This window comes from Streptomyces sp. NBC_01317 (assembly GCF_035961655.1).
Taxonomy (GTDB): domain Bacteria; phylum Actinomycetota; class Actinomycetes; order Streptomycetales; family Streptomycetaceae; genus Streptomyces.
In genome coordinates, this window is the sequence record NZ_CP108393.1 from 271,764 (window position 1) to 294,155 (window position 22,392).

Below are 22,392 nucleotides of genomic sequence, written 5' to 3' on the forward strand. Positions count from 1 at the left end.
AGCGGCTCGGCGCCCGGGCCTACGGCGTGGGCAGGAAGCCGGTGGTGTGGAAGTAGGTCAGGTAGCGGGTGAGGATCTCGTCCGTCAGGGGAGGCTGGTGGGCACCCAGGGACGCCGCCGCCTTCGTCGTCTGGCCCGAGTCGAAGCGGCGGTGGTCCGTTGCCTCGGGGCGGGGGCCGGTCTCCTCGCCGAGGAAGAGTTGGGCCGCGTTGTCGGGTTGGGCCGCCACCAGGGACTGCCAGTCCGGGGCGGGGATCGTTCGCAGGTCGTGGCCGAGGCGGGTGGCGGCCTCGAAGACGCGGTCCAGGCCCGGTGCGTCCGGGTTGGTGAGGTGGTACGTCTCCGCACCCGTCTGGCCCGCCGTGGAGAGCGCCACCACCGCCGCGCTGACGTGGTCCACGGGGACCCAGTCGGTCGACCCGTACGGCAGATCCGGTACGGCTCCGGCCTGGAGGCAGCCCTTGATGAGCTGCCACAGCAGGTCCCGGTCCTGGCAGGCGCCGGTGGTGGTGTCGCCGCTGATGCGACCGGGGCGGTAGACGGTCACCGGCAGGCCGCGTTCGCGGGCCAGGCCGACCAGCCCCTCCGCGACCCACTTGCTGCGCGCGTAGCCGTCGGGCAGTGACGACGCGGGGCCCGTCGGGGTCGACTCCGTGATGGTGAGGGGATCGGGGCCGGGCGCCGGCGCGTAGACGCCGGTGGTCGAGATGTAGTGCATCCCGGGTGAGGCGGAGTCGGCGAGCAGGCGCAGCAGTTCCTCGGTGCCGCCGACGTTGGGGGCGCGCAGATCTCCGTACGGGGCGGCGAAGTTGACGCGTGCGCCGTTGTGCAGGACCGGGCCGAGGCGGCGGACCAGGGCGGCCCTCTCCTCGGGCGACAGGCCGAGGCCGGGGGCGGCGAGGTCGCCGGGGACGGGGCGGATCAGGGCCTCGTACCGGGGGCGCCACAGGCCGTACCGCTCCAGGTTCGCGCGCAGCCGGCGCCCCGCGTCCCGCTCGTCCCGCGCCCGTACGAGGCAGTCGACCGGGCCGTCGGTGGTCTCGATGAGGTCGCGCAGGAGGAACGCGCCGAGGAAGCCAGAGGCGCCGGTCAGCAGGGGCCGGGCGGTGGGGCCGGAGAGCCGCACGGGGGGCGTGAGGAGAACGTCCCGGCCCGCGCCCGTGATGTCCGGGGCCAGGCGCACCTCGGCGGTGAGGTCGGGAGCGGCGGGGGCCTCGTCGCCCGTGTCGTGGGTCTCGCTCCCGTCGTCCGCCGAACGGCTCAGGAGACGGTCGACGCCCTCGACCGTGGGCGCCGCGAACAGGGCGCGCAGGGAGACACGGTGACCGCAGCGCTCCTCGATGCGCTGGACCAGGGTCACGGCCAGCAGGGAGTGGCCGCCCAGGGCGAAGAAGTCGTCCGTCACGCCGACCCCGGGCACGCCGAGCGTCTCCGCGAACGCCTCGCACAGGGCGCGCTCGGTGTCGGTGCGCGGGGCGCGGCCTCCGGCCGTCACCGTCAGGCCGGGCGCGGGCAGGGCGCGCCGGTCGGTCTTGCCGTTGGGCGTGACGGGCAGGGCGTCGAGCCGTACGAAGGCGGCCGGGACCAGGTGGGCGGGCAGGGTGGCGGCGAGGTGGGCGCGCAGATCGGCCTCCGTCCCGCCCACGGTGTACGCCACGAGGCGCCGGTCCCCCGGCCGGTCCTCGCGGACGACGGCGCAGGCGGCGGCGACGCCGGGCAGGTCGGTGAGCGCGGCCTCGATCTCGCCGAGTTCGATGCGGAAGCCGCGCAGCTTGACCTGGTCGTCTACGCGGGAGACGTAGACGAGTTCCCCGCCGGCGGTCCAGCGCACCAGATCGCCGGTGCGGTACATCCGGCCCCCCGCCGGGTCGAACGGATCGGCCACGAAGCGGGACGCGGTCAGGGCGGCCCTCCCGTGGTAGCCACGGGCCAACCCCGCACCGGACACGTACAGTTCGCCCACGACGCCGGGCGGCACGGGCGCCAGCCGGTCGTCCAGGACATGGACCCGGGTGCCGTCGACGGGTACGCCGATGGGCACGGTACGGTCGGGCGCCCCCGGCCCGTCCGCCTCCTGGAAGGCGCTCATGGTGGCGCAGACGGTGGTCTCCGTGGGGCCGTACGCGTTGGTCAGGAAGCGGTCCCCCGCCCAGGCGTGCACCAGCGCCGGCGTGCACGCCTCACCGGCGAGGACCATCGTGGTCCCGGCGGGCAGCGAGCCGGGGGGCATCACCGCGAGGGCGGCGGGCGGCAGGGTGAGGTGGGTGACGCCCCGTTCGCGGACCAGGGCGGCGAGGGTGGGACCGGGAAGCAGGGCGTCGCGTTCGTCGATCTCCAGGCAGGCCCCGGAGAGCAGCCCCATGCACAGCTCCCAGAACGCGGCGTCGAAGCTGACCGACGCCATGTGCAGCACCCGGCTGCCGGGACCGACGCGCAGGCGTTCGCTCTGGGTCCTGGCCATGGCGCCGACGCCCCGGTGGGTGACGACGACGCCCTTGGGGCGGCCGGTGGAGCCGGACGTGTGGATGACGTACGCGGGATGCCCCGGGAGCAGGGACGGGGCCGGGCCCGTACGGGCGTCGGGGTGGACGGCCGGCGGAGTGCCGTCCCCGAGGTCTTCGACGTACAGGCAGGGCACGGAGGAGTCCGGGAGACCGCGGCGGACGGCGGGGGTGGTGAGGAGCAGCCGGGGCCGGGCGTCTTCGAGCATGTACGAGAGGCGCGGTGCGGGGTAGGCGGGATCGAGGGGTACGTACGCCGCCCCCGCCTTGAGGACGCCGAGGAGGGCCACCACGAGGTCGTGGGTACGGGGCAGGGCGACGGCCACCCGGTCCTCGGGGCCGATGCCCAGCGCGGTGAGGTGGCGGGCCAACGCGTCGGCGCGGCTGTTCAGTTGACCGTACGTGAGCGTGGTGCCGGCGTCGCGGACCGCCGGGGCGTCCGGGGTGCGCCGGGCCCACCGGGCGAAGAGCGCGGGAACCGTCGACGCGGGCCGGTCCTCGGCGGGTCCGGTGCCCCAGCCGGCGAGGCGGGTGCGCTCGGCGCCGGTGAGCACGTCGTACGTGCGCAGCGGGCGGTCGGGGTCGGTGGTGACGGCGGCGAGGAGCAGGACGAGCCGTTGCGCCAGGCCGCGGACGGTGGCCGGGTCGAAGAGTTCCGTCGCGTAGTCGACGGTGGCCCGCATGCCGCCGGGCGCACCGCCGGTGTCGTACGTCTCGGTGAAGGTGAACGACAGGTCGAACTTGCTGACTCCGAGGTCGACCGGTACGCCGGTGACGGTGAGGCCGGGCAGGTCGACGGGGGCGGTGGAGGTGTGGTTCTGGAGGATGAGCATGGTCTGGAAGAGCGGATGGTGGTTCTGCGACCGTGCGGGGTTGAGGAGTTCGACCAGGCGCTCGAAGGGGACGTCCTGGTGGGCGTACGCGGAGAGGTCGAACTCCTTGACCCGGTCGAGGAGTTCGAGGAATGTCGGGTCGCCCGTGAGGTCCGTGCGCAGCACGAGTGTGTTGACGAAGAAGCCGACAAGATCGGAGGTGGCCTCGTCGGTGCGTCCGGCGACCACCGTGCCCAGCGGGATGTCGTCGCCCGCGCCGTGCCGGGAGAGGACCGTCGACAGGGCGGCCTGGAGCACCATGAAGACGCTGCATCCGGCGGCGCGGGCGAGGTCCCCGATCCGCCGGGCGGTGTCGCTGTCGAGGGTGAAGGCGTGGGTGGCGCCGGTGTGCCGGGGCACGGCGGGGCGGGGCCGGTCCCACGGCAGGTCGATCGCTTCCGGCAGCCCGTTCAACGCGTCTTTCCAGTGGGCGAGTTGACGCGACACAAGGCTTTCCGGGTCGTTCTCGTCGCCGAGCAGGCGGCGCTGCCACAGGGTGTAGTCGGCGTAGTCGACGGGAAGCGCGGTCCAGCCGGGTTCCCCGTCGCCGGTTCCGGCGCGGTAGGCGGCGCCGAGGTCCCGGGTGAGGGGGGCGAGGGACGAGCCGTCGGCGGCGATGTGGTGGATCACGAGGACCAGGACGTGCGCGTCGTCGGCCAGGCGCAACAGGGTCGCCCGGAGCGGGAGGTGGCGCTCGATGTCGATCGGTTCGGTCGCGGCGGCTCTGATCCGGTCGGGGAGCCCTGTCGCGTCGATGTCCTCGACGGTGAAGGGGAGTCGCAGGTCGTCCGGGGCGGTGAGGTGCTGGCGCGGTCCGCCGTCGTCCCCGGGGAGGACGGTCCCGGGAAAGACGGTGCGCAGGGCGGCGTGCCGGGTGACGAGGTCGTGGAGGGCCCGGCGCAGGGCGTCCGTGTCGAGCGGTCCGTCCATGCGGATCGCGAAGGGGATGTTGTACGTGGCGGACGGGCCTTCGAGCCGGTGGAGGAACCACAGGCGCTGCTGCGCGTAGGACAGCGGGAGGACGGTGGGGCGTTCGCCCGGGACGAGCGCGGGGCGGGCGGGGCGGCCCGCGTCCGCCAGGGCGGCGGCGAACGTGGCGACGGTGGGGTTCTGGAAGAGGGTACGGATCTCGCTCTCGGTGCCCAGGGCGGTGCGGACGCGGCCGATGAGCCGGGTGGCGAGCAGGGAGTGGCCGCCCAGGGCGAAGAAGTTGTCGTCGACGCCGACGCGGTCCACGCCGAGGACGTCGGCGAACAGGCCCGCGAGGATCTCCTCGTGGGCGCCGCGTGGCGGCCGGCCCGACGCGCCGGGCGCGGGGGCGGGCGCGGGCAGGGCCGCGCGGTCGAGTTTGCCGTTGGGGGTCAGGGGCAGCGCGTCGAGCGGCTGGATCGCGGTGGGCACCATGTAGGCGGGCAGGTGGCGGCCCACGTGCGCGGCGAGCAGGTCCGGGTCCGGGGTGTGTCCGGCGGCGGGGACGACGTACGCGGTGAGGGTACGGTCGCCGGGCAGGTCCTCGCGGACCAGGACGCAGGCGGCGCGTACGGACGGGTCGGTGCGGAGGACCGCCTCGATCTCGCCGGGTTCGATGCGGTGGCCGCGCAGCTTGATCTGCTGGTCGGCCCGGGCCACGTGGTGCAGGGTGCCGTCGGCGTCCCGGCGCGCGAGGTCGCCGGTGCGGTACATCCGGCTGCCGTCGCCGGCGAACGGGTCGGCGACGAAACGGGTGGCGGTGAGCTCAGGGCGCCCCAGGTAGCCGCGTGCCACCCCGGGGCCCGCGACGTACAACTCGCCCTCGGCGCCGAGCGGTACGAGCCGCATCGCCGCGTCCAGGACGTACCCGCGCATGCCGTCGAGCGCCCGGCCGATCGGGGGCACGCGGCCGGGGGTGTCGTCGGGCCGGACGCGGTGCACGGTGGCGAAGGTGGTCGTCTCGGTGGGCCCGTAGGCGTTGAGGACCACGGTGTCGGGGTGGGCGGCGGCGAGGCGCTGGAGCACGCCGGGCGCGGCGGCCTCACCACCGGCGGCGGCCAGGCGCAGCAGGCCGAGGGCGCCGGGGTCGGTCTCGGCGATGACGTTGAACAGGGCCGTGGTCAGAAAGGCGGCCGTGACGCCGTACAGGGCGACGAGGTCGCGGAGCACGGCGGGTTGGAGGCTGCCGTCGGGGGCGACGACCACGCGGCCGCCGTTGAGCAGCGGGGTCCAGATCTCGAAGGTGGAGGCGTCGAAGACGTACGCGGAGTGCAGCAGGACGGCGTCGGCCGCGCCGTCCCCCCAGGTCCGTTCGGCCGCGAGGGCGGTGATGTCGGCGTGGGTGACGCCGACGCCCTTGGGCAGGCCGGTGGAGCCGGAGGTGAACATCACGTAGGCGAGCCGGGCCCCGCCCGGGACTGCGGGGAGGGCTCCGGGGGCGGCGGGGCCCCCGTGCCGGACCCGGCCCGCGGCGTCGACGGTCACCACGGTGACGTCCGGGCCCGAGCGGCCCACCCAGGGGTGCGAGCGGGTGGACTCGTCGACGATCAGGGCGCGTACGGCGGCCACTTCGGCGACTCGGACGAGCCGTTCGACGGGCCAGCGCGGGTCGAGGGGTACGTAGGCGGCGCCCGCGCGCAGGGCCCCGAGGGAGCCGGTGACCAGGGCGGCGGAGCGGCCGAGGAGGACGCCGACACCGTCCTCGGCGCCGATCCCGAGACCGGAGAGGGTACGGGCCAAGTCGTCGGATATATCGATCAGCTGTCGGTACGTCAGTTCCTCGGCCGCTCCTGTGACGGCCACCGCGTCCGGTTGGCGGGCAGCGTGCCGGGCGACGGCGTCGGGAACACTCATGTCCAGGTCGGTGCCGGTGAGTTCGGCGCCGCGCCCCTGGGAGAGCAGGGTGTCACGCTCCCCGTCCAGGAGGACGGGGACGGCGTCGGCCCGGCCGTCGAGCCCTTCGGCCATCACGCCCAGCAGGCGCCGCATGCGAGCGACGGTACGGGCCACCTCGTCGCGGTCGAGGACGGCGGCCCGGTAGCCGAAGGTGATCCGCAGGGCATCGCCCGGCGCGATGGTGAGGGTGAGCGGGTAGTGGGCGGCGTCCGTGCCGCTGAACCCGGTGACCGCGAGATCGGGCAGCCCTTGCTGGGCGGTACGCAGGGCCTCCGCGTCCAGCGGGTAGTTCTCGAACACGGCCAGGGTGTCGAAGAGTTCGTCGAGCCCGGTGACAGCGCGTAACTCGGTCAGGCCCACGTACTGGCTGCCGAGGAGACCGCCCTGCTCCTCCTGGAGCCGGGTCAGGAGCGCGGCCAGGGTCTCGCCGGGCGCCGGGCGGAGCCGTACCGGCACGGTGTTGATGAACAACCCGACCATCGACTCGATGCCCGGGATCTCCGGCGGACGGCCGGAGACGGTGGTGCCGAACATGACGTCCCGGCGTCCGGTGAGGTGCGCGAGCAGCAGGCCCCAGGCCCCCTGGACCAGGGTGTTGAGGGTGAGGCGGTGGGCGCGGGCCGTCTCGCGCAGCCGGAGCGTGGTGGCCTCGTCCAGGTCGAGGACGAGGGTCTCCGGCAGTTCGCCGGCGCCCGGCACGTCCGCTCCCCCGCGCCCGGCGAGCAGGGTCGGCGCCTCGACTCCGGCCAGTGCGGTGCGCCAGGCGTCGAGAGCGGCGGTACGGTCCTGCGCGGCCAGCCAGGCGAGGTAGGTCCGGTACGGGGCGACGCGCGGCAGGGCGCTGTCGTCGCCCCGGCTCGCGTACAGCTCGAAGAGTTCCCGCACCAGCAGGGGTGTCGACCAGCCGTCGAGCAGGATGTGATGGCTCGTCATGACCAGGCGGTGGCGGCGCGGCGCGGTGTGCACAAGGGTGAACCGCATCAGCGGCGGGGTGGCGAGGTCGAAGCGGCGGGTGCGGTCGGCGGCGAGGAACGCGGTGAGGCGTTCCGCTGTGGTGTCCGGTCCGTCCGTGTCCGGTCCGTCCGTGTCCGTACCGGTTGTAGTGGTCCCGTCCGTGGTGGTCCCCGCTCCGGTCAGGTCCAACTCCTCCAGTGGCACGGCCACTTCGGCGGCGACGGCCTGCACGGGCTCGTCCAGGTCCTCGTGGAGGAAACCGACCCGCAGGTTGGCGTGCCGTCGCAGCAGGCCGGCGATCGCGGCGCGCAGCGTGGGGACGCTGACGGTGCCTTCGAGGTCGAAGACGAACTGCGCGGTGTAGACGTCCACGGCATGGGAGTCGTACAGCGCGTGGAAGTGCATGCCTGCCTGCAACGGCGTCAGCGGCAGTACGTCTTCCAGTTGGAACCCGGTCACTTGCGTCCACCCCACTTGTTCTGAAGTCGGTCGATCTGGGCCTGGTTGAGCGAGACCAGGGGAAGGTCGGACGGCGTGTAGCCGCCCGCGTCGGGTCGTTCGGTGTGTTCGGCGAGGGCGCGCAGGGCGTGTCCGAAGGTGTCGGACAGGGCCTCCACGTCCTCCTCCTTGAGGAGGTCGCTGGGCCAGGTCCAGCGGATCACCAGGCGCGGCCCCTCCGGCAGGTCCTCGGTGTGCGCGTTGATGTCGAGGACGTGGTGGACGGGCATGTCCGGGTCCTGGCTGCGCGGGCCGCCGCCGTCGAGCACCACGTCCCAGTCGGCGCCGGCTCCCGGAGCCCCGCCCTCGCCCGCGTCGTACCGGCCGAGGTAGTTGAAGCCGATCTGGGGCGCGGGCGCGGCGGCCAGCCGGGGCCGGGTGGCGGGGTTGAGATGGCGCAGCATGCCGTGGCCGACCCCGTGGTCGGGGACGGTCCGCAGCTGTTCCTTGACCCGTTTGAGGGCGCGTTCGACCAGGGCGGCGTCGAAGTGGCGGGGGTCGCGGGCGTCGCCGGGTCCCGGGTCGAGCCGGACCGGGTAGAGGCTGGTGAACCAGCCGACCGTACGGGACAGGTCGAGGTGGTCGGCGAGCTGCTCGCGGCCGTGGCTCTCCAGGTCGAGCAGGACGCCGGTGTCGGCGGGACGGCGTTCGCCGCGGGCGGCGGCCCGTTCGGCGCGCCAGGAGCGTACGGCGAGGGCGAAGCCGGTGAGCAGGACGTCGTCCACGCCGGCGTGGAAGGCGGCGGGGACGGTGGTGAGCAGGGGGGTGGTCCACGTGGCGGGCAGGTGGGTGGTGAGGGTGCGGGTGCGGTCGGCGGTGTCCAGGTGGGGGTCGAGCGGCCGGTATCCCAGTTGCGGATCCGGAGCGCTCAACGCCTCTTCCCACAGGAATAGTTCGGCCTCGCGAGCGGCGCCGCGCGCCTGGGACGCGAGGAGTTGGGCCCAGCGCCGGTAGGAGGTGGTGACGGGGGGCAGGGTCGTGGGGACCCCGCTGCTGACGGTGCGCCAGGCGGCGGCCAGATCGGCAGCGAGGACGCGCCACGAAACCGCGTCGACGGCCAGGTGGTGCACGACAAGGAGCAACCGCCCGCGTACCTGCGGCCCCGCGTCCGCCCAGACGGCCTGGACCACGTTGCCGTCCGCGGGTCGCAGCCGTCTGCGGGCCTGTTCACCGGCCTCCGTGACGGCGGCGCGGATGGCGTCGGCGCCCAGGCCCGTGACGTCGACGCGCGTGAAGCGGTCGCGGGCGGACACGGCGTCCTGCGGCAGGGCTTCGAGGACCGGTCCGCCCCCGTCCTGGCGGGTGACCCGCAGCCGCAGCATCGCGTGGTGGTCGATGAGGAGTTGGAGCGTGGCGACGAGGGAGTCCTCGTCGGCGCCCGCCGGGGTGCGCAGCACCCCGGACTGGTTGTAGCCGTCGATGGCGCCGGGTCGCTCCAGGAGCCAGGCGATGATGGGAGTCGGCGGCAGCTCTCCGGTGCCGGGATCGGCGGGGGCCGCGATCTGCTGGTCGAGTGCGGTGGCGGTGGCCGCGATGGCTTCGGGGGTGCGGTGGGCGAAGACGTCGCGCGGGGTGACCCCGAGGCCGGCCTCGCGGAGGCGGCTGACGAGCTGGATGGAGAGGATGCTGTCGCCGCCGAGCGCGAAGAAGTCGTCGTCGGTACGCACCACTTGAGTGCGCAGGACGGAGGCGAACACGTCACAGAGGACCCGCTCCCGCGCGGTACGCGGCTCCCCGCCCGGCCGGGTGGCCGCCGGGCGCTCCGGGACGGGCAGGGACCGGCGGTCGGTCTTGCCGTTGGGGAGCAGCGGCAGCGCGTCGAGGGCGACGAAAACGGTGGGCACCATGTACGGCGGCAGCACCGAGGTCAGCCGTGCGCGCAACTCCCCCTCGGTCAGGAGTACGTTGCCGCTCGCCGTGTCGGGCACGGTGTAGGCGACCAGACGCCGCTCGCCCGGCCGGTCCTCGCGGACCAGGGCGCAGGCGGCGGCGATGGAGCCGGTGGCGGTGAGAGCGGCCTCGATCTCGCCGAGTTCGATACGGAAACCGTGCAGCTTGACCTGGTCGTCGGCCCGGGACACATACGTGAGCAGGCCGTCGGCGTCCCGCCGGACGAGGTCGCCCGTACGGTACATGCGGCTTCCGGCGGGGCCGTACGGATCGGCGACGAACCGCGTGGCCGTCAGGCCGGGGCGCCCCAGGTAGCCGCGCGCGAGACCCTCGCCCGCCACGTACAGCTCGCCGGTGACGCCCGGCGGTACCGGCCGCAGACCGGCGTCCAGGACATGGGCGCGGGTGTTGTCGACGGGCCGGCCGAGCGGTACGCCCCCGTCCCGCCCGGACGTGTCCTTCTCCCCGCCCCGGTGGTGGTGGGCGGTGGCGTCGATGGTCGTCTCGGTGGGCCCGTACAGGTTGTGCACCTCGGCCCGCCAGGCGTGCCCGACCCGCGCGGCCAGGGACCGTGACAGCGGTTCGCCGCCGCAGAGGACGGCCCGCAGGGTCGCGGGCGCGTCGTCGGGGCCGGTCTCGGTGAGCATGAGCGAGAGGTGCGAGGGCACGAACTGGGCGACGGTCACACCGGTGTCGCGCATGCGGGCCAGCAGTCCGGCGGGGTCGTGGTTGGCGGCGGGCGGCACGGGGCAGGTGGAGCCGCCGTGCAGGAGCGGCAGCCAGGTCTCCCACACCGACGCGTCGAAGCTCGGCGAGGTGCGGGCGAGGACCCGGTCGTCGTCGGTGAGGCCGAGGTGTCCCGCCATCCACGCCATGTGGTTGGTCAGGGAGGCGTGGGTGACGACGACGCCCTTGGGGCGGCCGGTGGAGCCCGAGGTGTAGATGACGTACGCCGCGTCGCGCGGGTCCGGCGCGGCGGCGGAAGGCGCGGCGCGCCCCGTCGACCAGGCGGCGCGGTCGTCCAGCGCCAGGCTGGGCAGGGACAGGCCGTGGCGTGCGGCCCGGTCGGTGTCGTGGGTCAGGAGCAGCGCGGGGCGGGCGTCGGCGAGCATGTGGGCGATCCGCGCCGCCGGGTACTCCAGGTCGACGGGCAGATAGGCGGCCCCGGCCTTGGTGACCGCCAGCATCGCCACGACCTGGTCGGCGGTGCCTTCCAGGGCGAGCGCGACGAGGTCGCCGCGGCCGATGCCCCGGTCGTACAGGTGGTGCGCCAAGTCGTCCGACAGCTGGTCGAGTTCGCGGAAGGTGAGGCGGTACGCGCCGTCCCGGACGGCGATCGCGCCGGGTGTACGGGCGCACTGGGCGCGGAACGCCTCGGGCGCCGTGGTTGCCGTCCGGGGCCGGACGGGTCCGTGGGCGGCTCGTTCGAGGCTCCGGCGCTCGGCCGCGTCCAGGACGTCGACGGTGTGGACGCGCCGGCCGGGGTCGGCGGCGAGCGAGGCGAGCAGGCGGGTGAGCCGGGCGGCCAGGGTGTGGGCGGTGGTGGGGGTGAAGAGTTCGGTGGAGAACTCCAGGACACCGTCGAGGCCGGCAGGCCGGCCCGTGCCGTCGTGTCTCTCGGCGAAGGTGAAGGTCAGGTCGAACTTGCTGATGCCGGTCCGCACGGGCTGCTGCGTCACGGTGAGACCCGGCAGGTCGACGGTGGCGTCCGCCTGGTTCTGGAGGACGAGCATGGTCTGGAAGAGCGGGTGGTGGTTCTGGGCCCTGACCGGGCTGAGGGAGTCCACCAGCCGTTCGAAGGGCACGTCCTGGTGGGCGTAGGCGGCCAGGTCGAACTCCCGTACGCGGTCGAGCACTTCGGCGAAGGTGGGGTCCCCGGTCAGGTCGGTGCGCAGGACCAGGGTGTTGACGAAGAAGCCCACCAGATCGTCCAGGGCTTCGTCGGTGCGTCCGGCGACGGCGGTGCCGAGCGGGATGTCGTCACCGGCGCCGTGCCGGGACAGGAGCACCGACAGGGCCGCCTGGAGCACCATGAAGAGGCTGCATCCCCGGGCCCGGGCGAGGTCGGCGAGGGCCCGGTGGGTGTCCGCGTCGACGGGGAAGGTGAAGGCGTCGCCGCCGTACGCCGTGACAGCGGGTCTCGGGTGGTCGCAGGGCAGTTCGAGCAGGTCGGGGGCGCCGGCGAGGGCCGTACGCCAGAAGTCCAGCTGACGGGCCGCCTGGCTGTCCGGGTCGTCCTCGTCGCCGAGGAGCGCACGCTGCCACAGGGCGTAGTCGGCGTACTGGACACCCAGTTCGGTCCAGCCGGGTTCCTCCCCCTCGGTGCGCGCCCGGTACGCCGTGCCCAGGTCGCGGGCGAGCGGGGCGAGGGACCAGCCGTCGCCCGCGATGTGGTGGACGACGAGCACGAGGACGTGCGCCTCGGCGCCGAGCCGTACCAGCCGGGCCCGTACGGGGAGTTCGGCGCTCACGTCGAAGGCGTGCGCCACTTCGGCGGACAGCACCTCGTCCAGGCGGGCGTCGGTGTGGGTGTCGACGTGGGTGTCTATGTAGGTGTCGGGGTCGGGTTCGGGGTCGATGTGACGAGGCGTCAGGTCGATGTCGGCGTCATGGGCGTCCAGGACGAGCTGGCGCGCCACCCCGTCGGCGTCGGGGAAGACGGTACGCAGGCTCTCGTGGCGCTCCACGACGTCCACGAGGGCGCTCTCCAGGGCGTCCGCGTCGAGCGGACCGTTCAGGCGCAGCACGAGCGGCACGTTGTACGTGGCGCTGGGCCCCTCGAACCGGTTGAGGAACCAGAGGCGTTGCTGTGCGAAGGACAGCGGCAGCGGATCGGGACGGTCCGGGACGCGTTCCAGGCGGCTCCTGGCCTTCTCGGCGCCGTCCAGCGCGGCGGCGAGCGCTGCCGGGGTGGGGTGCTCGAAGAGGGTCTTGACCTGGACCTCCACCCCCAGCGCGGTACGGATGCGGGCGGTGAGACGGGTGGCGAGCAGCGAATGGCCGCCCAGGGCGAAGAAGTTGTCGTCCACCCCCGCCCCGTCGAGGCCGAGCACGTCGGCGAAGAGTCCGCACACGATCTCCTCGCGGGCGGTACGGGCGGCGCGCCCGCGAACCGGGGCGTGGTGGGCGGGCTCCGGGAGGGCGCGCCGGTCCACCTTGCCGTTGACCGTCAACGGCAGCGCGTCGAGCAGGACAAACGCGGAGGGCACCATGTAGGCGGGCAGGGACCGGCCGACGGCGAGGGCCAGGTCGCCGGGGTCGGGGCTCGCCCCGGCGGCGGGCACGACGTACGCGACGAGCCGCCGGTCGCCGGGAACGTCCTCGCGGACGACGGCGAAGGAGTCGGCGACCCCGTCGCAGGAGGCCAGCACGCCCTCGATCTCGCCGAGTTCGATGCGGTAGCCACGCAGCTTCACCTGGCCGTCGGCGCGGGTGACGTACGCGATCTGCCCGTCGCGGGTCCAGCGGACCAGGTCGCCGGTGCGGTACATGCGCCCGCCCGCCGGGTCGAACGGGTCGGCGACAAAACGCGCGGCGGTCAGGGCGGGCAGCCCGGTGTACCCGCGGGCGACACCGCGTCCCGCGAGGTACAACTCCCCCACGACGCCCGGCGGTACGGGTCCCAGGGACGCGTCCAGGACGTACAGGCGCATGCCGTCCAGGGGGCGCCCGATGGGCGGCGGTCCCGACGGCAGGTCGGCCGCCACCTCGTAGCGTGTGGCGAAGGTGGTGGTCTCGGTGGGCCCGTACACATGGAGGATCCGTGCGCCGGGCGCGGTGCCGGCGACGCGCTGCATCGCGTCCGGGGAGGCCAACTCCCCACCGGCGCAGACGAGTCGCAGCCCGGCGAAGGCGCCGGGGTCGGTCTCGGCGATCACGTTGAACAGGGCTGTCGTCAGGAACACGGCGGTCACTCCGTGCTCGTGGACGGCGACGTCGAGGGTGCGCGCCTCCAGGACGCCGTCCGGTGCGACGACCACCCGTCCACCGTGCAGGAGCGGGGCCCAGATCTCGAACGTGGAGGCGTCGAAGACGTACGCCGAGTGCATCAGGACCGCGTCGGCGGCGCCGTCGCGCCAGGCGGAGTCGGCCGTGAGCGCGACCACGTCGGCGTGGGTGACGCCGACGCCCTTGGGCAGGCCGGTGGAGCCGGACGTGAACATCACGTACGCGAGGGCGCCGGGGCCCGGCACGTCGGCCGGGCGGCCCGGCCGTTCGGGCGCGCCCCGCAGGACCCGGCCGAGCCGGTCCACCACAACCACCGGCAGCTGACGGGCCCTTGCGGTCACCCAGGGGACGGCGGCGGTGTCCTCGCCGACGACCAGGACCCGTACGTCCGCCACCGCGGCGACCTGGTCGAGCCGCTCCTCGGGCCAGCGGGCGTCGAGCGGGACGTAGGCACCGGCCGCGCGGACCGCGCCGAGGGACGCCGACACCACGGCGGCCGACCGGCCGAGCACCACACCGACGCCGTCCTCGGGGCCGACGCCGAGGCCCGCCAGGGTGCGGGCGAGGTCGGCGGAGATCCGGTCGAGTGCGGCGTACGTGAGGGTGGTGTCCTCGCCGGTGACGGCCACGGCGTCCGGGGTGCGGAGCGCCTGGGCCGCGAAGAGGGCGGGGAGGGTGGCGGCGTCCGGGGTCTTCGGGGTGTCCGGCGTGGCCGGCATGGCCGCGGGCAGGCCGCGTCCGGTGCCCCAGCGTGTCACCCGGGTGTGTTCGTCCGGTGTCATCAGGTCGTGGCCCGCCACGGGCCGGCCGGGGTCGGCCGCCACCTGCTCCAGGAGGCCGACCAGGCGGGCCGCGAGGGCCTCGACGGTGGTCCGGTCGAAGAGAGCGGTGGCGTACTCGATCCCGGCGGTGAGGCCGCCTCCGGCCCGCTCCTCGGTGAAGGCGAAGGTGAGGTCGAACTTGCTCAGCCCGTTGTGGACGAGCCGGTCCTCGACGGTGAGCCCCGGCAGGTCGGGGCGGACGGTCTCCTGGTTCTGGAGGACCAGCATGGTCTGGAACAGCGGGTGGTGGTCGCGCGCCCTGACCGGGTTGAGACTCTCCACGAGACGTTCGAACGGCACGTCCTGGTGCCCGTAGGCGGCCAGGTCGAATTCCCGCACCCGTACGAGCAGTTCACGGAAGGTCGGGTTGCCGGACAGGTCCGTGCGCAGGACGAGCGTGTTGACGAAGAACCCGACCAGGTCCTCCAGCGCCTCGTCCGTACGCCCGGCGACGGGCGAGCCGAGCGGGATGTCGTCGCCGGCGCCATGGCGGTGCAGCAGGGTCGCCACCGCCGCCTGGAGCACCATGAACAGACTGCTGCCCGACTCCTTTGCCAGGCGCAGGAGTTGGGTGTGCAGGGACGGTGGTACGTCGAAGGTGTGGACGGCCCCCCTCGGATCGACGGTGACCGGGCGCGGCCGGTCCAGCGGCAGGTCGATCAGGCCGGGCAGTCCGGCGAGAGCGGTGTGCCAGTGGTCGAGTTGGTGCCGCAGGACGCTCGCGGGCGCGTCCCCGTCGCCGTCGTCATCGCTTTCCCCCAAGGTGGCGCGCTGCCAGAGCGTGTAGTCGGCGTACTGGAGCGGCGTGCCCGCCGCCGACTCGGGCGCTCGGCCCGCGAGACGGGCCCGGTAGGCGTCGCCGAGATGGCGGGCGAGCGGTGCGAGGGACCAGCCGTCGCCCGCGATGTGGTGCAGGACGAGCACGAGGACGTGATGGGCGGGTGACGAGCGCAGGAGCAGCGCGCGCAGCGGCAGGTCCGTGACGACGTCGAACGGCTCACGCACCGCGGCCAGGACGGCGGCCTCCAGATCGCCGGGCGCCGTGCTCACGACCGGCAGGGCGGGTGTCGCGGTGTCGGCGGGGAGGATCAACTGGTGCGGTACGCCGTCCCGTTCGGGGAACAGCGTGCGCAGCGCCTCGTGCCGCTCCACGACATCGGCCAGGGCCGCGCGCAGGGCGTCCGGGTCGAGCCGGCCGCCGAGTTCCAGGACGAGCGGGATGTTGTAGGCCGAGCTGGGGCCTTCGAGCCGGTTGAGGAACCACAACCGCTGCTGCGCGAAGGACAGCGGCAGCGGATCGGGCCGCGACGCGGCTGACACCACCGGCGGGCGGGCCGGGCCGGGTGTGTCGAGGACGCGGGCCAGGCCCGCGACGGTCGGGTGCTCGAAGAGGGTGCGTACGGCGGCCTCGGCGCCCAGGACGGAACGGACGCGGCTGACCACACGCATCGCGAGGAGCGAGTGGCCGCCGAGGTCGAAGAAGCTGTCGTGCGGGCCGACCGAGGGCACGTGCAGGACATCGGCGAAGATCCCGGCGAGCAGGTCCTCCTGGAGCGTGCGCCGGCCCACAGCGGCGGGGGTGTCGGGGCCCGGGTCGGGTACGGGCAGGGCGCGCCGGTCCACCTTCCCGTTGGGCAGGAGCGGAAGGTCGTCCAGGACGACGACGCTGCCGGGCACCATGTAGTGCGGCAGGGTCTCGGCGAGGTCGTCACGGAGGACGGCGGGGCGCGGGGCCGGGTCGCCGGTGACGGCGTAGGCGACGAGGCGGCGCAGGCCGGGTTCGTCCTCGCGGATCACGGCGCAGGCGGCCGTGACGCCGGGGCGCGCCAGGAGCGCGGCCTCGACCTCGCCCAACTCGATGCGGAAACCGCGCAGTTTGACCTGGTCGTCGGCGCGGGACACGTAGTCGAGCAGACCCCGCCCGTTCCACCGTACGAGATCGCCCGTCCGGTACATACGGGCGCCGGTGGCGCCGAACGGATCGGCGACGAACCGTTCGGCGGTCAGACCCGGGCGGTGCAGGTAGCCGCGGGCGAGGTTGGGGCCCGAAAGGTACAACTCCCCGGTGACGCCCGGCGGTACGGGCCGCAGCCGGCCGTCGAGGACGTAGGCGCGCATGGTGTCGACGGGGCGGCCGATGGGCACGGTCTCGGACGGTGTGCCGGGGTCCGTGTGTTCGGCGGTCCCCAGGCCGCCGGAGTCCGGGTCGCCGGTACGGTGGGCGGTCGCGTCGACGGTCGCCTCGGTCGGTCCGTACAGGTTGTGCGCCTCGGCCCGCCACAGTCCGGCGATGTCGGCGGCGAGGGCGCGCGGCAGCGGTTCGCCGCCGCACAGGACGGCCCGCAGGTGGGGCAGCGGCGCGGCGTGCGCCGCTTCGGCGAGGACGAGGGTCAGGTGCGCGGGCACGAACTGGGCGACGGTGACGTCGAATCGGCTCATCCAGGAGACCAGCGCGTGCGGGTCCCGGTTGGCGTCGTCCGGCAGGACACAGACCTCGGCGCCGTTCATCAGCGGGAGCCACAGCTCCCAGACGGACGCGTCGAAGCTGGTGGAGGTACGGGCGAGGACCCGGTCGTCCGGGGTGAGGGCGAGATACCGCGCCATCCACGCCATGTGATTGGCGAGGGCGGTGTGCGGCACGACCACGCCCTTGGGGCGGCCGGTGGAGCCTGAGGTGTAGATGACGTACGCGGGGTCCGCCGGGTGGGGGGTGTCCGGGGCGGGCGCGACGGGACCCGTGGCCAGGGCGGCGGGGTCGTCGAGGGCGAGCCACGGCACGCCGTGGGCGGGCAGATCCGCCTGTACGCCGGTGGTGGTGAGCAGCAGGACGGGCCGGGCGTCGTCCAGCATGTGCCGGATGCGCGCGGCCGGATAGCGCGGGTCGACGGGCAGGTAGGCGGCGCCCGCCCGCAGCACGGCCAGCATGGCGACGAGCGTGTCGACGGAGGAGGGTACGGCGAGGGCCACCAGGTCCTCACGGCCCGCGCCCCGCTCGCGCAGGACGTGGGCGACGGCGTCGGCGCGGGCGTCGAGTTCGGCGTAGGTGAGGCTCCCGCGCGCGTCGCGCACGGCGACCGCGTGGGGGGTGCGTACGGCCCAGGCGCGGACCGCTTCGGGGGCGGTACGGGTGGGCGGCGGCCGCTCCGTACCGCGTCCCTGGCCGAGGAGGACGTCCCGCTCGCCCGGTACCAGCGGGTCGAGGTCGGCGACGGGCCGGTCGGGGTCGGTCACGGCCTGGGTGAGGACGTGGGCGAAGCGGGCGCTGAGGGCGCGGGCGGTACGAACGTCAAAGAGGTCGGTGGCGTATTCCAGGTAACCGGCGATGCCGGGGGTGCCCGCTGTGGTGGGCGCGGTGTGTTCCGTGGCGTCCGCGGATGCCGTGGTCTCGGTGAGCGAGAACGTCAGGTCGAACTTGCTGATCCCGGTGTGCCGCGACCGGTCGTGGACGGTGACGCCGGGCAGGTCGAGCCCCGCCCGTTCCTGGTTCTGGAGGACCAGCATGGTCTGGAACAGCGGGTGGTGGTCACCGGACCGCTCGGGGTTGACCGCCTCCACCAGCCGTTCGAAGGGAACGTCACCATGGCTGAAGGCCGCGATGTCGAACTCCTTGACCCGGTCCAGCAGTTCACGGAAGGTCGGGTCGCCGGACAGGTCCGTGCGCAGGACGAGCGTGTTGACGAAGAACCCGACCAGATCGTCCAGGGCCTCGTCCGTACGTCCGGCCACGGCGGTGCCCAGCGGGATGTCGTCACCGGCGCCGTGGGAGCGCAGGGTCACGGCGAGGGCCGCCTGGAGCACCATGAAGGGGGTGCAGCCCGCCGCGCGGGCGAGCCGGGTGAGCGCGGCGTGCGCGGGAGCGGGCAGTGCGAAGGGAACGGTGTCGCCCCGGTGGCTGGGCACGGCGGGGCGCGGCCGGTCGAGCGGCAGGTCGAGCAGGTCGGGGGCGCCGCGCAGCGCGTCCTGCCAGAAGGCGAGCTGGCGGGCGGCCAGGCTGTCCGGGTCGCTGTCGTCGCCGAGCAGTCGGCGCTGCCAGAGGGCGTAGTCGGCGTACTGCACACGCGGCGCCGGCCGATCGGACATATCGCCCGTACGCGCGCCCCCGGTCCTGGCCCGATAGGCCGCGCCCAGGTCACGGCTCAGCGGGGCGAGGGACCAGCCGTCGGCGACGACGTGGTGGAGTACGAGGACCAGGAGGTGACGGGCCGGTTCCAGGCGGAGCAGATGGGCGCGGACGGCGACATCACCGGCCAGGTCGAAGGGCACGGCGGTCAGCCGGTCGACGGTTTCCCCGGCCCAGGCGTCCGCGGACTCCCCCGGCGGGGGCGTCTCCACGACGAGGGGGACGAGCGACCCGGCGGCGCCCGCGTCCAGGATCTCCTGGCGGGCGACCCCGTCGTCCTCGGCGAAGACGGTACGCAGGCTCTCGTGCCGTACGACCACGTCGGCCAGCGCGCCGCGCAGGGCGTCCGGGTCCAGCGGACCGTCGAGTTCCAGCACGAGCGGCACGTTGTAGGTGGGGCTGGGGCCTTCGAGCCGGTTGAGGAACCACAACCGCTGCTGCGCGAAGGACAGCGGCACCGCGTCGGGCCGGTCCTGCGGGACGAGAGGCGGCCGGGCCACCCCGGAGGTGTCGAGGACGGCGGCCAGAGAGGCGACCGTGGGGTGGTCGAAGAGGGTACGGAGGTCGAGTTCGGCGCCCAGGGCGGCCCGGGTCCTGCCGATGAGACGGGTGGCGAGCAGCGAATGGCCGCCCAGGGAGAAGAAGTTGTCGTCCACACCGACGGCGGCCGTGCCCAGGACGTCGGCGAACAGGCCCGCCAGGACCTCCTCGTACGCCGTGCGCGGAACACCGCTCGTGGTGACGGCGGCGCGGGGCACGGGCAGCGCGCGGCGGTCGACCTTGCCGTTGGCGTTGAGGGGCAGCGCGTCGAGCGGGACGAACGCGGAGGGCACCATGTACGCGGGCAAGGTGCGCCCCAGTCCGCGGGCCAGGGCGGCCTCGTCCGGCCGGGCGCCGGGGGCGGGCACGACGTAGGCGACGAGCCTGCGGTCGCCGGGTATGTCCTCGCGGACCAGGACGCACGCGGCGCGCACCTCCGGGTCGGCGGCCAAGGTGTTCTCGACCTCGCCCAACTCGATGCGGAACCCGCGGAGTTTGACCTGCCCGTCCGCGCGTCCGACGTACTCGACGTCGCCGCCCTCGGTCCAGCGCACAAGGTCGCCGGTACGGTACATGCGCCCGCCCGCCGGGTCGAACGGGTCGGCGACGAACCGGGTGGCGGTCAGCGCGGAGCGGCCCTGGTAGCCCCGGGCGACGCCCCGGCCGCTCACGTACAGCTCCCCCACGACGCCGGGCGGCACCAGGCCGAGGGAGCTGTCGAGCACGTACAGGCTCGTCCCGTCGAGGGGCCGGCCGATGGGCGGGATGCCCGCCGCGCCGGCGCCGACCGGGTGGCGGGTGGCGAAGGTCGTGGTCTCCGTGGGGCCGTACACGTGCAGCACCCGGGTGCCGGGCGCGGCGGCGGCCACGCGCCGCATCACGTCGGGGGTGGCCGCCTCGCCCCCGGCGGCGACCCGGCGCAGCCCGGCGAACGCGGCGGGGTCGGTCTCGGCGACGACATTGAACAGGGCGGTCGTCAGGAACAGCGCGGTGACCCCGTGCCGCTCGACCAGCTCCGCGAGGCTCCGTGCCTCCAGGACACCCGCCGGTGCGACCACCACACGGCCGCCGTTCAGGAGCGGCACCCAGATCTCGAACGTGGAGGCGTCGAAGACGTAGGCGGAGTGCATCAGCACCGCGTCGGACACGCCGTCCTTCCAGGCGGTGTCGGCGGTCAGCGCGAGGACGTCGGCGTGGGTGACGCCGACGCCCTTGGGCAGGCCGGTGGACCCGGAGGTGAACATGACGTAGGCGAGCCGGCCGCCGAGGGCCACGGTCGGCAACACCCCCCGCCACGGGGGAGCCCCGCGCAGGACGCCACCGCGATCGTCGACGACGATCACCGGCAGGGTGGCCGCCGTCTCCCGTACCCAGGGCCGGTCGGCATGGGCCGCGTCCACCACCAGGGCACGGACCCGCGCGACTTCGGCCACGCGGTCAAGGCGCTCGGCCGGCCAGGCCGCGTCCATCGGTACGTACGCGGCGCCCGCGCCGACCACGCCCAGCGTGGCGGACACCAGGGCCGCCGAGCGGCCCATCAGAACGCCGATGCCGTCCTCGGCTGCGACGCCCCAGCCGTTCAAGGTTGCTGACAACTCGTCAGCTGATGCGGCCAGCTCGCGGTACGAGAGCGTGACGGCGCCCTCCACCACGGCGGGGGCGTCGGGCGTCCTCCGTGCCCGCGCGCGGAACGCCTCCGGAAGGGTGGCTCCCACGGTCTCCGCGGGCAGGTCCGCGCCCCGGCCCTGCGCGAGCAGCGCCTTGGCGCCGGTCTCGTCGAGGAACGGCAGGTCGCGGAGGAGGGCATCGGCGTCCGCGCCGGCCAGCGCCGACAGGAAGGAGATCACGGCCCGCTGGTGCAGCCGCACGTCCTCCGGCCGGTACAGCTCCGGGTTGGTGTCGAAACCGATCAACGGGTCCTTGCCCTCGGCCCGTTCGGAGACGAAGAGGGACAGGTCGTCCACCGGGCCGAGGGACAGCAGCCGGGAGGGGGCGGGAGTACCGGCGAGGTCGATGTCGTAGTTGTAGCCCATGATGTTGACGACGATGTCGCTCAGCCGCGCGGCGGCGTCCGTCATCCTCAGTTCACGGGCGAGCTGTTCGCGGGAGAAGCGGCGGTGGCGCAGGGCGCCACGCATCTCGGCGGCGACGGTGCGCACGAGAGCGCCGACGGTCATGTCGCCGGTGACGGTCAGGCGCAGCGGCAGGACGTTGGAGGTCATGCCGACGATGTGCCGCAGCCCGCCGTGGCGCCCGTTGGAGGCGAGGCCCACGGTGACGTCCTGGTTCCCGGTGACCCGGGCGACATAGGCGGCGACCGCACTCACGAACACCGCGGACCAGGTGGTGCGGTGCTCGGCGGCCAGTCGGCGCAGGTCGTCGAAGACGGCGAAGGGCAGCGTCTCGCGGGTGTGCAGCCCGCCGGGCGTGCCGGTGACTTCGCCGGCCGTCGGGGCGTCGGTGCGGCGGCGGATGAGCGCCGTACCGTCACGTGCGTCCGATACGTCTCCGGCGCCGGCCGGGTCCGTGAGGTGGCCGGCGGCCAGGTCGGCGAACTTGCCGGTCCAGTACGCGCGGTCCGTCTCGTACTGGTCCGATGCCCGGTAGGCCACCTCACCGGCCACGAGGTCGCGCAGGGGCGCGGCGGGCAGCTCGATCGCTTCCAGGTCCTCGCCCCGCACGGCGCGCGTGTACAGATCGGCGACGGTACGGGTGAAGAGGGCGCCGCCGAGGCCGTCGATCGCGATGTGGTGGAAGCGGACGTACCAGTAGTGCAGCCGGGGGGCGAGACGCAGCAGCGCGTAGTGGTGGTGCGGTGCGTCGAGCCGGTCCACGGTGGCCATGTCGGCGGCCATGTAGCGCTCGGCGGCGGCGACGGGGTCGTCGGCGCCCGACAGGTCGACCGGGCGCAGGAGGCCGGTCCGGGGCACGGAGGGGCGGACGACTCTCTGGCGAACCGTTCCGTCCCGGGTGACGATCCGGAGGTTGAAGCTGTCACACAGGGCGACGGCCCGGTCGAGAGCAGCCGCTAATAACCCCTCGTCGAGGTCACCGCGGATCTCGAAGCATTCTCCGATATTGCATTTCGGGCTGTCCGGGTCTACGAGCTGCCCGTACCACATGCCCTGCTGGGCCGTGGTCAGTTCGAAAGTCTCTTCTATCTCTTCGGGAGAAACTTCTGTGGAGAGGGGACTGTTTTCCTGCATGCCGATCTACACCTTCGGGAAGATTTTAAGGGACAGCGAGAAGGGCATGACAAAACCACCCTCGCCGTTGCGCCCGCTTTTGGGAACGGGCCGGTGAAAGCCGAAAGGAAGTCGCCGCGCCTCTGCGCCCGGCGCCGCGGCGGCCTCGTATCAGGAACGGGCATTCAGATGGCGTCC

2 protein-coding genes are annotated in these 22,392 nt (G+C 74.0%); both read right to left on the reverse strand.

Going from position 1 to position 22,392, the window contains the following annotated elements; translation table 11 throughout:
• Positions 1 to 19: 19 nt before the first annotated feature.
• Positions 20 to 7,651 carry a non-ribosomal peptide synthetase gene (locus OG349_RS01100; RefSeq protein WP_327232740.1) on the reverse strand — a complete coding sequence of 2,544 codons (7,632 nt, stop codon included), beginning with the start codon at positions 7,649 to 7,651 and terminating at the stop codon, positions 20 to 22.
• Positions 7,648 to 22,215 (reverse strand): non-ribosomal peptide synthetase, encoded by a 14,568-nt coding sequence (locus tag OG349_RS01105; protein ID WP_327232741.1) that lies wholly within the window; start codon positions 22,213 to 22,215, stop codon positions 7,648 to 7,650. Before OG349_RS01105 ends, OG349_RS01100 begins: the two co-directional genes overlap by 4 nt.
• Between the last annotated feature and the right edge of the window lie 177 nt (positions 22,216 to 22,392).

Coding starts and splice junctions, on each gene's coding strand:
- OG349_RS01105 (WP_327232741.1), bottom strand. CDS start 22,215: ATGCAGGAAAACAGTCCCCTCTCCACAGAAGTTTCTCCCGAAGAGATA.